The organism is Hymenobacter sp. YIM 151500-1 (genome assembly GCF_025979885.1).
Classification (GTDB): domain Bacteria; phylum Bacteroidota; class Bacteroidia; order Cytophagales; family Hymenobacteraceae; genus Hymenobacter.
In genome coordinates this window covers 3,379,653-3,394,764 of record NZ_CP110139.1, presented here as the reverse complement: position 1 = coordinate 3,394,764, position 15,112 = coordinate 3,379,653, and the positions used below count along the sequence as shown (strand labels likewise).

The following is a 15,112-nucleotide window of genomic DNA, read 5'->3' as shown; positions in this document are numbered from 1 at the left end:
TTAGACCTGAGACTTTGAGAAGTGAGAGGTGAGACGATGTTCTAGCGGCGCGGCCGTCAGCACGAAAGTCTCACCTCTCATGTCTCATAGTCTCATGTCTCACCATCTCACTTCTCCGATTTCCCCCGATTCGTCAGCTCCACGTAGCTGTTGCCCTGCACGGGCTGGCCGTGGTGGGTGCCTTCGACGCGGCACATGCCTTCCCAGTAGTGCATTTTGATGCCGGCAAATAGCTTAAGGGTCAGTTCCTGGTCGGGCACGAGGGGCGTGATGGTGAGGTCGTAGCCCTGGCTGGGAATGCGCAGGCGCCACTTGCTGGGGTAGCGCAGGCGGGAGTGAGGGCTGGTCCAGTAGCTGAGCACATCGAGCTGAAAGTCCTGGGCTTTGAGGTCCACGGCCTGGCCGGGGCCGCTGTAGGTGCCCCCGCTCACGGTGCGGCTGGAGTTTCGGTCGAACAGCAGGTAGGCCATGATTTCGTGCTGGACCGGGGCCGTGGGGGCCGCGCCGCCCGCCGTCACGGCCGGCTCATCAAGTTGCAGAGAAAACCAGTCCCAGCCGATGCCTTTGTTGGTGACGGAGTTGCAGTTCCACTGCCGGTCGTACCAGAGCTGGCCTTCCACCTCGCGCACCTTGCCGTCGATTTCGAGGGTGCCGGTGGTGGTCAGGCGGGGGTAGCTGTAGTAGCCGGCGCGGGCCACGTCGCCGTAGTTTTCGTAGCCGGTGCCGCTGTGCAGGAGCACGGGCTTCAGGGGCTGGGTGCGCAGGTTGATGGCGTGGCCGCGGTGCTGGGCCATGCGGCCTTGCAGGTGGTAGGTGCCTTCCTGGCCGGTGAGGGTCCAGCGCTGGTCTTTCTTCTGAGTGCTGAGGTTGAGCGGCAGGGCCGAGGCCAGCAGCCGGGGCAGGCGCTCCACCCTATAGTCATAGCGGAACTGCTGGCGCTGCGGGTCAGTGAGGGCAAAGTTGACCATCTGCCAGTCCTTCTTGCCCGTGATGTTGAAGTGGAAAAACACGTACTCCACCCCGAACATTTCACCGGTGGCTTTGTCGCGCAGGTGGCCGGTGAAGTACCACCACTCCAGGGAGTTGCGCGGGTGCACGGCTTCTTCCTGGGGCAGCTGGGCCCGCTCCGTGAATACGTCGTGCTTGTTGGTGGGCTTGAGGGCACAGCTGGAAGCCGTGCCGAGGAGGATAGTAAGTGCCAGCAGTAAGTTTTTCATACTGCCGGAATAAGGGTTTTGAGGGTGGAAAGGTTTAGCCTCACCCCCCGGCCCCCTCTCCCGTGGAGAGGGGGAGCCAGTTCCGGGTCGTTCGACGCCGCCCTGTCGGCTCCCGCCTCCAGTACGGCTACCCAGTTGAGCAGCCAAGTGTCGTTGAGTAGCCGCGTAGCGGCCTGGAGGATTGTAGATAGACGAAGAGAAGGCCCGGTGCCGCGTAGCGGTGCAAGAAACAATTTGAACGTGTCTGGCACTGCTACGCGGCACTGGGCTTTTTTCTCGTGTTGCTGCTACAATTCTTCAACCGTTACGTGGCCCCCTGTGCGAATACAAGCTGTAGCAGCTCCGGAGACGGTAGCCAAAGGGGCGGTGTAGAACTGTTACGTCCAGCTCTCCCTGTCCACGGGATACTGCGTATGGAGCAGTTGCGGGGCCGGGGGGGAGGCGGCTACCACCGCCGAAACGGCCGCATCAGACGCTGCCACAGGCCGCGAGGGGTGTACCAGGGAGAAACATAGTAACCGCCCGCAACAACCATTAAGCCACCAAGTTCGCGGTGGTCGGGTGCCAGAACTATCGTGAGGGATTCGTTGCGAATGGCTCTGTGGAACTGATTGACGTAGCCGATAGAGCTAAACGTTAGCTCTACTGAGCTATTATCCCGATACTCCTCCGGCAATACCAGCTCAAACGACCCATCCGCATTCGTATAAACACCAATAGTGGTGCCCTTCACCAGCACCGTCACGCCCGGCAGCGGCTCCCGCGTGGCAGAGTCCAGCACCACGCCGCGCACCACTGGCGGCGGCAGCAATAGGGGTTGCGGGGGCTTTGGGGTAGCTACCATGCCCACGGTTACGTGCGTTTCCACTCGCTCTTTTTGCTGAGCCTGAGCAGCGGGAGCAGCCACAGCACCAAACCCCAGCACCGCCGAGGCAGCAGCCAGCCACGTGCGCCACAGGGTTGCTTCGGGCGCCGCAGTATGCAGCGGCCGATGCAGCTGGTCTTGGCGGAACCGGCCGCACGACGAACCGGACTGCTGCGCCAGCCAGGCCACTACCTCGGCGTCGGTCATGCGGGTAAAGTCAGTTACTACTTTGTTGCAGGCGGCGCAGTGGCGGCCTTGGGCGGCGGGCGTCATGGCGGCCCAGCTTTCGTGGCAGGGCTGCGGAATGGTGACGGTGGGGCGGTGCGGCATAAGGGCTCAGCAGGTTGGTGTGCTGAGTTGATGCGCCCTCAATGCCGATTCCACACGAAGCGGGAGGAAAAATCTGCTGAGTGCCCAGATAGTCGGCCGAGTTGGCAATGCAGAAGGCCGGTTAGGAACTAAAGAGGACGCCGCCTTTACCGCTGGAACGGACGCATCAGGCGCTGCCACAAGCCACGGAGAGTATATACAGGATAAAAAATGCCACCTGTCACAGCACCATGCAAGTGTATTTCAGCCAGGCCATTTTGCGCGACCAGCGTACCGATATTCTTCTCTTCTTCGATATACCCTACTGAGGAAAAGGTAATAACCTGCTGGTTGGTAAGGGCTTCAGGAACGAGTAGTTCAAAGGTGCCGTCCATATTAGAAGTTACTCCCGTATGGGTCCCTTTCACCAATACTGTCACACCTGGCAGCCCTTCACCAGTTTGAGTATCCGTCACACGTCCCCTGATTAAACGCGAGGGTAGCACTAGTTTCTCAGGCACTGCGGAGGTGTTTACTACACCATCGGTTGCACTCTGTTGCGCAACCTGCGCCATGGGTGTTACCTGAGCCGCAGTAGGCCCTGCTACTCCTATTCCCAGCACTGCCACCCCGGCCCCTAGCCACTGTCGCCACCGGGGTGCCGGAGCCAGAACCACCAGTGGCCGGTGCAACTGGTCGGCGCGAAACCGGCCACAGGTAGGCGCAGCCGGGTGCTGCAGCCACGCCAGCATCTCGGCATCAGTCATACGGGTGAAGTCGGTTACTACTTTGTCGCAAGCGGCACAATGCCGGCCTTGGGCGGCGGGCGTCATGGCGGCCCAGCTCTCGTGGCAAGGACTGGAAATGGTGATGACGGGGCGCGGCATAGCGGGTTTGATTTGGTGTCGACCTGGTAGATGCGGAGCTGGGTCGGATTCCACACGCGAGTTACAGAAGAAATAGGGTATCTCGTGAGTAAGCCGCCACGCAGCAGCCTGGTTTCTCGTGCGGCTCTCCACGGCAAACGGGCGCTGCGGTGTAGCCCCGGCGCATTATTCTGTATCTTTTGCCCCTCTAAACTCTCCTCTACCGCCTTGTCCCAGCCCCTTCCTCCCACGCGCAGCAGCGGCCTGTTTCGCCGCAAACAACTCGACGACATCCTCCTCAACCCGCCCGCCGACGCCGAGGGCCACGGCGGCAGCGGGGGTGGCCTGGCCCGCCACCTCACCGTGCGCGACCTGACGGCCCTGGGCATTGCGGCCGTCATTGGGGCGGGCATTTTCAGCACCATCGGCAATGCTTCTCACGACGGTGGGCCGGCCGTGTCCTTGCTGTTTGTGTTTACGGCCGTGGCCTGCGCGTTTTCGGCTTTGTGCTACGCCCAGTTTGCGGCCACTATTCCGGTCAGCGGCTCGGCCTACACCTACGCCTACGCCTCGTTTGGGGAACTGGTGGCCTGGATTATCGGCTGGGCGCTGATTATGGAATATGCCGTCGGCAACATCGTGGTGGCTATTTCGTGGTCTGATTACTTCACCGGGCTGCTGTCGGGGGTGGGCGTCAACCTGCCCGTGTGGCTGACCATGGGCATGCAGAGCGCCCACAAGCATTACCACGAGGTTATGGCCCTGATGCAGGCCGGCAAGCCGCTGGCCGAGGCGTCGGCGGCCCAGCTGGAAGGCTACAAGGCGTGGTCGGCGGCGCCGGAGCTGCCGGGCGGGCTGCGCCTGGTGGTGGACCTGCCGGCGGGCCTGATTACCCTGGCCATTACGGCCCTGGTGTACGTGGGCATCAAGGAATCCAAAAACGCCTCCAACCTGCTGGTGCTGCTCAAGCTGGCGGTGGTGGCGCTGGTTATCGGGGTGGGCGTGTTCTACGTGAATCCGGCCAACTGGAGCCCTTTCGCCCCAAACGGCATTGGAGGCGTGCTCAAGGGCGTGTCGGCGGTGTTCTTCGCCTACATCGGCTTCGACGCCATCAGCACCACGGCCGAGGAGTGCAAAAACCCCCAGCGCGACCTGCCGCGGGCCATGATTTACGCCCTCATTATCTGCACGGTGCTCTACGTTATCATCACGCTGGTACTCACCGGCATGGTGTCGTACAAAGAGCTGGGTGTGGGCGACCCGCTGGCGTTTGTGTTTCAGCGCCTGGGCATGGACTGGCTGGCGGGTATTGTGGCGGTGTCGGCCATTTTTGCCATGGCTTCGGTACTGCTGGTGTTCCAGATTGGCCAGCCCCGCATCTGGATGACCATGAGCCGCGACGGGCTGCTGCCGCCGGTGTTTGCGCGGGTGCACCCGCGCTTCCACACGCCTTCGTTCAGCACCATCGTCACGGGCTTTTTCGTGGGCGTGCCGGCCCTGCTGCTCAACATGGACCTGGTCATTGACCTGACTTCTATCGGGACGCTCTTTGCCTTTGCCCTGGTGTGCGGCGGCATCCTCGTCATCGACCCCCACGGCCATAGCAACGCCCGCTTCAAAGTGCCCTACATCAACGGCCAGTACCTGGTGCCGCTGGTGATGCTGGTGGGGCTGGCGCTGCTGGTGGTGTACAACCAGGAAGGGCTGCAAGCCTTTGCCAGCGCCGTGCGCGGCGACGGGGGCTACGAGGAGTTTCGCCACTACATCCCCATGCTGGTGTTCATTGGGTTTTGCGTGGGGCTGGCCTGGCTGTCGTTTCGGCGGCGCCTGAGCTTGCTGCCAGTGCTGGGCCTGCTCACCAACCTCTACCTGATGACCCAGCTGGGCGTCAACAACTGGCTGCTGTTCTTCGGCTGGCTGATTATCGGGCTGGCCCTGTACTTCAACTACGGCTTCAAGCATAGCAAGCTGGGCCTGCGAAAGTAGCGCGAGTTGCCGGCTGCATGGCCGGGGTTATGCGTTCTATCAAGCAGAAGTTCCGGCCCAAACATCCTCCTGCCATTCGTATTGCTGATGGGCCTTGGACGGTACTGCCCGTGCTACCGCACAAGCAACAGGCTATAGTCTTTCTTCACTCGTCGCTGAGCAAGTTAAACCGGCTGACCAACGTAGGTTGATAGACCCGCCCGACAGGTATTTCGTTTCCGTCGACCACCACATAGTTGTCGTTGAAATTAAAAGCGGTGATGCGTGAAATAGCTACGATATATGATTTGTGTACGCGCAAGAAGTCGCTTTTCGGCAGATGTTCTTCCACATATTTCAACGAATAATTCATGGTATACTTACCGGAGGTGGCATGAAGCGTGGTATAGTTGCGGTCGGAGCTCACCCAGCACAGGTCAGTGAACCGCACTTTCACCAACTGCTTGCGGTACCGCAAAAACAGGGAATCCTCAACTTTCTCTTCTTTGCTGGAAGATGACATGGGGTCCGCCAGGCTGGCATCGTCCGCAACAGACAATGCTAATTCCACTGCCACAAAGATGTCGTTCTCATCGAAGGGCTTGATCAGGTAGCCATGGGGGCGGGTAAGCTTGGCGCGCTCCACGGTCCGGGCGTCTGCCTGCGAGGTCACGAACACAAATGGCAGGTGATATTCGGAGCGCAGGCGGGTTGCTAAGTCGATGCCGTCCAACTCGCCGCGTAGTTTAATGTCGAGCAGTACTAGATCGGGGCGTTCTTGGTGTAGGCTTTCTAAGGCCTCACTCACGCGGCCGGCTATACCCGTCACGCGGTGGCCGAGGAGCTCGAGCACCCGGCTCAGGTGCCGGGCAATGGTGGATTCGTCTTCCACTATGAGAATTTTATGGCTTGGCATACGACTGTAAAAAAAGAGCGACGCACTACTAAGGACAGCGTTAAGCGGCTTGGGGAAGCTCGGTCACTTCCCGAAAAGAAATGCAGAATTTCGTGCCGACCGTTAACCGTTCTACCGCGAAAGAACCCTCCAGCTGGCGGGCCAGGTCCCGTACCAGGCTCAAGCCCAAAGAATTCGTTTCTTCAAGCGAAAAATTCAGGGGCAAACCGACGCCGTTATCACGGACTGATAGGCTGTAGTCACCGCGCACTTCATCCGTGTCAAGCCGAATGGACACACGGCCGGCATTTGTATTCTGGAACGCGTGCTTGTAGCTATTGGAAAGCAACTCACTGACAATCAACCCCAGGGGTATGGCGGTGGCGGTGCTCAGCCGAATGCTGGCCGCCTGCACCTCACAAGCTACAGCGCCGGCGCTGCCAGCGCCGGCAAACGCCCGGCTGAGCTGCGCCACAAGCCGCTGCAGAAACGGCGCGCACTCCACCGAGGCCAGGTCGTCGGACTGGTAGAGCATTTCGTGAATCAGCGCAATGGTCTTTACCCAACTTTGACTGTCGCGCAAGGCAGCGACCACAGCGAAGTTGCCCGGCTGTTCCAGCGCTTGCAAAGCCAGGCGGCTGGCAATGATTTGCAGGTTATTCTTGACGCGGTGGTGCACTTCTTTCAGCAGCACTTCCTTTTCGGCTAGCGACTGGCGCAGGCGCTGCTGGGTCTGCTCTAGCTCCTGCTCCTTGGCTTGCAGTTGGCGGCGGGCGCGGTGCTCACGGCGATAACGCCAGTACACTGCGCCGCCCAGCACGGCCACAACGGCCAAGCCGCCAAGCAACAAGTTGCGTGCGTGCTGCTGCAGGGCCATGCTGCGCTGGAGCCACGTGATACGAGCCTCTTTTTTCTGCATTTCGTAGCTCGTGTTCAACGCAGCCAGCTGCTGGGCTTTCTCTTGGTTGAATAGGCTGTCGTGCAGGCTCAGGTAGCGGGTTTGGTAACGAAGCGCGCCCGCTGAGTCGCCGGCCGTAACGCTGATGTCAGCTAGCAGCTTATAACTATCGGCCACACTGTTGGCATAGCCCGCCTGCTGGCCCAATGCCAAAGCCTGACGAACGACAGCGGTAGCCGCCCCGTAGCGCCGTTGCTGCCAGTATACCTCCGCTATACTGTGCAGCACATCCAGATATTCCAGGTTGTAGTTTATCCGTTGGTAGTAGGCGGCGGCGCGGCTTAAGTAGGCATGAGCTTGGCGGTAAGCGTGGCGTCGCAACGCAAGCGTGCCCAGGCCCAAGTAAATATCGGCCGGCTCACGGCGCGGCGCCTGCCCGCCGTACTGCTGCCACAGCCGCTCGGCAGCCAGTAAGTAGGGCCTCGCCACCGAGTCGCGTTTGGCATCAATATGGTGCAACCCCAAATCAGTCAGCACATTCACCTCCGTAAGAGGATCGGGATACCGATGTAAGAGACGGTGAGCCTGCTGCAGGTAGTACAAATCCTGCTGGGTATTCTGCTGCCTACTATGCAGGGCACTGATGTTAAGTAGCAAGCGAATACGGACGCGTACATAGCCTTTGTTATCGTGCTGCTCAGTTAGGCGCAAAGCCGTCAGATAGGCCTGCAAGCCCCGCACGTAGTCCCCTTGCCGCTCATATTCGACGCCTATGTCACTATGCGTTTTAGCCATGCCCAGCGTGTCGCCAACTCGGCGGTATACGGCCAGCGCCGCCCGGTATGACTGTAATGCCGCCAACGCCCGGTTTTGCTTGCCTTGGATTTGGGCAATGCTGCGGTAACTCGAAGCCAACGGCCCAAGTAGGCCCAATTGCTGGCTCAGGCGTCGGGCTTGGTGGTAGTAGCGGAGCGCTTGGGGCAGCCGGTTCTGTTTGTACAGCACGTGCCCCAGGCTACTCAAAACTCCGGGTAGCAGCAGCGTGAGTTGGTGCTGCCGGACTAGAGCCTGGGACTGCTGCGCAAAAGCCCATGCTTGTGCCGAGTCCGTTTCCGAATAAGCTCTACTGAGTTGAAGGAGCACCCGCACGCGCGCAGTATCGCTGTGTGTGAAGTTAAGCGTTTGCCGCAGGCTATCGAGTTGGGCAGGGGAAGTAACCTGCGCCGCCATCGGCAAGCCGAGCCCAAGCCCGCTCAGAAGTGCAAGTAAAAAGATGCGCATAAGGGTGTGGCAGCAGCAGCAGGTAGGTACAGCCGAGGAGCCTGCTCGGAAAAGCGTATTCCCAGGTTCTTCCAGCCACCCATAGATACAAGGATTCTGGAGCGGGAATCCTACCCGTGGTCCAGGTTTTGGTACCGTTCGTCCTCGATTCTTTGCAGGTGGAATAGAAATAGAAAAATACCGGTAAGGTTTGACTTTCCTTTAGGAACAGGCAATCTGACACTTCTTCCACCAAACTCCTTCCTTTCCACTTTAACAGCTCTTAGCGCATGACCAAACTCCTTCCTTACCCTGCATCCACCGGCTGCATTTCCAAGTGGGCCGCTTCGCGCCGCTGGTTACGCCCGCGGCTGCAAGCAGCTATGCTGCTGGCCCTGGCTATTGGCGGCCAAGCTCAGGCTCAAATAGCGGCTAAGTCCGCCGATTCCTTTGTGGAGTCCATCGGCATAAATACCCACTGGCAGTATGGCACATACAGCAACTATACAGCCCTGAAGACCCTGCTCGTGGAGTCAGGCATCCGCTACATCCGCGACGGCTCGGGCACCAGCAACTACGGCAAGTACAACGAGCTATATGCCACCTACGGTATTCGCACGAACGTGCTGCTAGGCCGACGCTACGCCGGTAACTGGCCCCAGCCTCTGGACCTGGGCCAGATTGGCACCGAGCTAAGTGACGTGAAGGGCGGCATAACGACGGCGGCCATTGCCTCGCTTGAAGCACCTAATGAGTACGACATTTCGCACGGCAGCGGCGAAAGCAACTGGGTAACAAAAATTCAGAACTACACGAAGGATACCTACACTACAGCCAAAGCTGATGCGGTGCTGAGAGACCTGCCGCTGATTGGTCCTTCGCTAACCAGCGAAGGAGCTTTCAACAGCGTGGGCAACCTGGAAACCTGGATTGATTACGCCAATATCCATCCGTATCAGTCGGACCGCTGGCCGGGCACGGGCGGCTGGGGCGACAAAGGCTATGGCAGCCTCGATTGGAACCTCACGTATCTGGTGGGCAAGCAAATGCCCGGTGCTAAGCGCGTGCAGGCTACGGAGTGCGGCTACCACAACGACGTAGGCGAAGAAGGCCTGTCGGAAGAAGCAGAAGGCAAATACACCGCTCGGATGTACGCTGAGTTCTTCCGCAGGGGCATTGCACGCTCTTACAAGTATGAACTTCTTAACCAAGGCACGGATGGCGACAAGGAAAAAGCATTTGGGCTACTGCGCAAGGACTTGACGCCGAAGCCTGCGTTCCGGGCTGTAAAAAACCTGATTGCAGTGCTATCCGACAAAGGCGCGGCTTTCACGCCTGCCTCGCTCAACTACACGCTCAGCGGCAGCACCAGCAACGTGCGGCAAATGCTGTTTCAGAAGCGCAATGGTGACTTTTACCTCATGCTCTGGCTGGAGGTACCTAGCTGGGACGTAAACGCCAACGTGAACCTCTACCCCGCTGCCCAAGCCGTGACGCTGACCGTACCCAGCTCCATTACGGCCGCTACCAAGTACGAACTCAACAACAACGCCGACCTGAGCAACGCCGCCGTAGCCATCAGCAACAGCGCGCTGTCGTTGGCCGTGTCCGACAGAATCATGATTGTGAAGCTGACGTCGGGCCCGGTGACCCCACCACCCACGACGACCACCTTCAGCGGCACCTACAAGCTGACGGCCCGCCACTCGGGTAAAGTGCTAGACGTGAGCGAAGTTTCGACGGCCGCCGGGGCGCAGGTGCACCAGTGGGAGTACGTTGGAGGCGCCAACCAGCAGTGGATTATCTCGGCTCAAGGCAATGGCACCTACAAGCTGATGGCCCGCCACTCGGGCAAGGTGCTGGACGTGAACGGCGGCAGCAAGGCCGATGGTGCTAAGGTGCAGCAGTGGAATGATACCGGCAGCAATGCCCAGCGCTGGAAGATTGAAGCCTCTTCCGATGGCTACTACAGGCTCACGAACGTGGCTAGCGGCAAAGTGCTGGATGTAGCCGGCGGCACCGGTGCCTCGGCTAACGGTGTGAAGGTACAGCAGTGGACCAACTACAATGCGGCCAACCAGCAATGGAAGCTGGAAGCGGTGAGCACGACGGCGGCCCGAACCAGCGCGGCTTTTGCCAGCAGCAACGACCCGCAAACCGATGCCAGCCTGCTGGCCTACCCCAATCCCAACCACGGCGACGCTACCTTATTGTTTGAGGCGCATAAAACGCAGCGTACCACGGTGTATGTGCATAACCAGCAGGGCACACTCGTGAGCTTGCTCACCGTACCGCTGAAAGACGGCAAAACGGACTTTCACCTACCCAGCACGTTTGCGCCCGGCATGTACTATATACAGGCCACTGTCGATGGCCGGAAGCAGTCCTTTACTCTTAAGGTTGAGTAGAGCACTAAGCGCCGCCTAGAAGCGCTCTGACTTAATAGAAGCCAAGCTGGTGGGTAGGTTCCACTAGCTTGGCTTCTGGTCGTTTATGGGCCTACCTGGCCGCTGGGCATCTGCTCGGCTGCCTCTCCCCCGATACGCGCCAGCGGCTGGCCGGCTTGGTAGCTGGTGGTTGGCCGCAAGAGGCGCAGAGGGTGCTGCATAGCCGTGTGGTGTAGGGCTCTTTTGCCGGTACAGGAAGGAGAGAAACAATGCGCCATAGTCGCCAGCCTTGCTGCCATAGGATTTCGGAATGGTACTCAAGCTGCATAGCATATAAAAATGTTTTGATAACTTTGCCGCATCGGTACATAGTAGTATATTGATTAATCAGGTAAACCCATTGTCTCGCATACCCCATTTTGGCAGGCATCTATGACAAGAACCATACTCTCGCACATCGGACTGTTTCTACTTCTGTTGCTCGGAGCCGGCTCGGCTTGGGGGCAGAACCTGATAGCCAACCCTGGATTTGAGGCCGGCAACACCGACTTCACCTCGGCCTACCAGTACGTAGCCCCGCCCGGCACCGACCCCGGCGCGGGCCACTACACAGTAGGCAAGGACAACAGGGCCTTTAACGCCAACTTCCAGGCCAGCTACCCCGACCATACCTTTGGCAATGGAACCGGTAACTACCTGATTGTGAATGCCGCCACCACGGCCCTCACGGTGTGGGAGCAGACCGTTACCGGCTTGCAGGCCAACAGCACCTACCAGTTTTCCTTCTGGCTGCTGAACACGTTTCCGGTCAGCAAGGCCCGGCTTCAGGTGTCGGCCAACGGGGTGGATGTGGGGCCGGTCTTCTCCAACCCCAACGACGGCGGCAACTGGCAGCAGAACACGGTGAGCATCAGCACGGGCGCCGGCACCCAGCTTACCATTCGCCTGCGCAACCTCAACCTCGATGGCAACGGCAACGACTTCGGCCTCGACGATATGGCCCTGGTGGCTGCCGGGGTCAACTCCCAGCTAACTGCCAACAATGTAACGACGGCCTCGGTCAGCACGGCGGCGGCCATCAGCGGCGCCCAAATCAGTCCGCTGAGTGCCAGCATTGCGGGGCCCAGCGGCGCCACGGTGGCGTCGTTTACCGTTGTGACCCTGCCCACGGTGGGTTCCTTGCGCGTGGGCAGCAGCAGCGGGCCGCTGGTAGCGGCGGGCCAGGTAATCAGCGCCGCCCAGGCGGGCCAGCTGTATTACACCCCGGCTGGCAGCACCACCCAGAACGTAACCTTCACCTACTCGGCCACCGACAGCAACGGCAGCCTGAGCGCCAACACGGCCACCTACACCATTCCGGTGGTGGCGGCGGGGCCGCCGCCCGGTTGCGGACCGGCGTACGGCGGCGGGCCGTCCGCCAGCGGCTTATCGGCCGACTACTACCCCGGCTACTTTGCCGATAACCTGTCGTTTTTCTCGACCACGGCGTCGGGCCTGAGCCGGATTGACCCGCAGCTGAACTTCGTGAGCAGCACCACTACGGCCGCCGACGGCTGGGGCAACATCATTCCGCCGGCCACGCCCAACGGCGGCAATCCGGCCGACCCGGAGCTGTTTTCGAGCCGGCACCGCGGCAGCATCTACATTGCCACGGCCGGCGCCTACACCTTCACGCTCAGCTCCGACGACGCCTCCTACCTCTGGCTGGACGGCGCGGCCCTGGCCCCCACCATTGCCAACGCTACCATCAACAACGGCGGCGCCCACGGCACCCGGCCGGTAAGCGCCACGGTTACGCTTTCGGCGGGCCTGCACAACATCCTGGTGTACTACGGCGAAAATGGCGGCGGCAACACGCTGGTTCTGGAGTACAGCAGCACGGCCGGGGCGGGTTTCAGTACCCGCGTGGTGCCCAACTCGGTGCTGTGCGCCGGCCCCAGCGCCCTGCCGCCCGTGGCTACCAACGTGACCAACTCGCCGGCCATGCCCAGCTCCAACGGGGCTACGGCCATTCAGCCCCTGGCCGGCACCGACCCCAACCCCGGCGGCTCCGTGACCAGCTACCGGATTGCAAGCCTGCCTTCGGCCGCCAGCGGCGTGCTGTACCTGGGCCTGGGCGCCGTGCCCGTAACCGTGGGCCAGACCCTGACCGCCGCCGAGGCCGCCGACCTGAGCTTCGACCCGGACCCCATCTTCACCGGCAACGCCACGTTTACGTTCTTCGCCATCAACAACGCGGGCATTGCCTCCAACGAACCGGCCACCTACACCATCCCGGTGGTAGGGCCGGTGGCCGACGTGACCACCACGCTAGCGGGGCCGGCCACGCTGGGCGCGGGCTTGTCGTCGGGTACGTTTACGGTGACGTTCAGCAACAACGGACCCCAGTCGGCGGCGCAGGTGACGCAAACCGTGCGCCTGCCCACCGGGGCCACCATGAGTGCCGCCCAGCAGGCCGCCCTGCCCGCCTCAGCCTCGTACAGCAGCGCCACCAATACCATCAACTTTGGCACGGTGCCGGTGCTGGCCAGCGGCACTACCAACACGTTCACGTTCAGCTTCACCTCCCCCACCACGCAGGGGGCCAACTCTCTGATCAGCACCGTAGGAGCCGGCACGAGCCAGGGCACCAATGCAGCTCCCGACCAAGCCACGCTGAGCGTGACGGTAACCGCCGGCAACTTCTTCGTGACCAGCGACGACAGCAACGAGGTGCCGGGCAACAGTGCCAAGTCGGGCAACGTCATTCTCAACGATAACAACCCCGCCAACCTGGCCAATAGTGGCTTTGAGGTGCAGGTGGTAACCAATCCTACCAACGGCACACTGGTGCTAAACGCCAACGGCAGCTACACCTACACTCCCACCAATGGCTACCTCGGCCCCGATGCCTTTACGTACCGCGTGCGGGTGCCGGGCAGCTCGCCCGAGTTTTCCAACGTCTCCACCGTGGCGCTGAACGTGTACGATGCCGCCCTGGTGTGCACCATTGGTACGGGTACCAACCTGCTGCAAAATCCCAGCTTCACGGCCGGCAACACGGGTTTCACCTCTACCTACACCTACGTGACGCAAACCGGCAACGGCTTGGTGCCGGAAGCCACCTACACCGTAGCCGCCAACGCCGCCAGCTACCATCCTGACTTTGCCGGCACCGGCCGCAATGGGGCCGGCGACAATTTCATGATTGTGAACGGCTCCCAGGATTTATCCGTGGTGTATCAGCAAACGATAACTGTGCGGCCCAATACCTATTACAACTTCGCGGCTTTTGCCAACAGCGTAAACCCTGGTAGTCCGGCGCAGTTGGGTTTTGTTATTAATGGCAAGTCTACCTCCTCTGTAACCACGCTGGATGGCACCACCAACTACACCCGCATTGCGGACTTGTGGTTTTCGGGCAGCAACACCAGCGCCGTTATCGAGATTCGGGACGTGAACAAGGTGCGGGGCGGCAACGACTTCGGCCTCGACGACCTGTACATCGGCACCTGCACCATCGGCCTCACGGCCAATAACGTGACGGCGCCGGGCATGAGCAACGTAGCGCCTTCTTCCTCCGTGCCTTCGCTGAGTGCCACCGTCACGGCCGGGCCGGCCGTGGGCTCGTTTACGGTGCAAACCCTGCCTAGCTCGACAGCCGGAGTGCTGTACCTGGGCACCACGCCCGTAGTGCCGGGCCAGGTAATTCCGGTAAACCAGGCCGGCAACCTGTTCTTTGACCCCGTGGCGGGCTTCGTGGGTAACGCCGTCTTCACCTACTCCGCCACCGACGAAAGCGGCGCCGGCAGCAACAACACCGCCACCTACACCATTCCCGTCGATAACCGGCCCCTGCCCGTAACGCTGGTGGCGTTTGAGGCCAAAGCCGCCGGCCGCAACGCCCGCCTCACCTGGCGCACGGCCCAGGAGCTGCACAACGACCGGTTTGAGGTGGAGCGCAGCACCAACGGCCAGGACTTCACCACCATTGCCCACGTAGCCGGCCGCGGCACCCACGCGGGTTTCACCGACTATCAGCACCTGGACGTGAACGTCGCGCAGCAAGCTTCCACGGTTTACTACCGCCTGCGGCAGGTAGACCACGACGGCACCGCCACCTACTCCTCGGTGCAGGTGGTGCGCTTCGAGGACACGACGCCGAAGACACCCACGGTGGTGGTGTACCCCAACCCGGCCACGGCCACCGTCAGCCTCGACTTGCAGCAGCTACCGGCCGGCACCTACCAGGTGAGCCTGCACGACGCCGTGGGCCGCCTGGTGCTGGAAACCCGCTATGCCGGCGGCGACACGCACCCGCTGGATGTGCACTCCTTAATAAATGGCACCTATGTGCTCCAGGTGCGGGGTGCCAATGGCTTGCAGTTCGTGAAGCGCCTGGTTAAGCAGTAATATCAAGCTAATAACTCACGCGCAAAAGGTCCTTCCTGCTACCAGGAAGGACCTTTTT

At 60.8% G+C, this 15,112-nt stretch carries 8 protein-coding genes; 3 read left to right on the top strand and 5 right to left on the bottom strand.

All coding sequences use genetic code 11. From position 1 onward, the window contains the following. Positions 1-107: 107 nt before the first annotated feature. The 3 genes from OIS53_RS14195 to OIS53_RS14185 all read right to left on the bottom strand — a co-directional run bounded on the left by OIS53_RS14195 (position 108) and on the right by OIS53_RS14185 (position 2,966). Positions 108-1,217: a lipocalin-like domain-containing protein gene (locus OIS53_RS14195; RefSeq protein WP_264679235.1), complete on the bottom strand. Its 1,110-nt coding sequence runs from the start codon at positions 1,215-1,217 to the stop codon at positions 108-110. A 445-nt stretch (positions 1,218-1,662) separates the two neighbouring features. Further along, on the bottom strand, positions 1,663-2,412 hold the full coding sequence (locus OIS53_RS14190; RefSeq protein ID WP_264679234.1) for a carboxypeptidase-like regulatory domain-containing protein: 750 nt from the start codon (positions 2,410-2,412) through the stop codon (positions 1,663-1,665). 146 nt (positions 2,413-2,558) lie between these two features. Further along, a complete protein-coding gene (locus OIS53_RS14185) occupies positions 2,559-2,966 on the bottom strand; it encodes a carboxypeptidase-like regulatory domain-containing protein (protein ID WP_264679233.1) in 408 nt (135 codons plus the stop codon). Between the two features lie 519 nt (positions 2,967-3,485). Here OIS53_RS14185 and OIS53_RS14180 point away from each other — a divergent pair. After that, entirely contained in the window at positions 3,486-5,243 is a 1,758-nt protein-coding gene (locus tag OIS53_RS14180) for an amino acid permease (protein ID WP_413775163.1), read from the top strand. Between the two features lie 145 nt (positions 5,244-5,388). Here OIS53_RS14180 and OIS53_RS14175 read toward each other — a convergent pair whose 3' ends face one another. Beyond that, complete coding sequence (locus OIS53_RS14175) at positions 5,389-6,138, bottom strand: LytR/AlgR family response regulator transcription factor (protein WP_264679232.1); 750 nt, start codon at positions 6,136-6,138, stop codon at positions 5,389-5,391. Between the two features lie 40 nt (positions 6,139-6,178). Continuing rightward, positions 6,179-8,245 carry a histidine kinase dimerization/phosphoacceptor domain -containing protein gene (locus tag OIS53_RS14170; RefSeq protein ID WP_264682362.1) on the bottom strand — a complete coding sequence of 689 codons (2,067 nt, stop codon included), beginning with the start codon at positions 8,243-8,245 and terminating at the stop codon, positions 6,179-6,181. Positions 8,246-8,565: 320 nt separating this feature from the next. On the opposite strand from OIS53_RS14170, the gene OIS53_RS14165 reads away from it, so the two are divergent. Further along, entirely contained in the window at positions 8,566-10,683 is a 2,118-nt protein-coding gene (locus tag OIS53_RS14165; RefSeq protein WP_264679231.1) for an RICIN domain-containing protein, read from the top strand. A gap of 411 nt (positions 10,684-11,094) precedes the next feature. Further along, positions 11,095-15,054: a cadherin-like domain-containing protein gene (locus OIS53_RS14160; protein WP_264679230.1), complete on the top strand. Its 3,960-nt coding sequence runs from the start codon at positions 11,095-11,097 to the stop codon at positions 15,052-15,054. Positions 15,055-15,112: the final 58 nt, after the last annotated feature.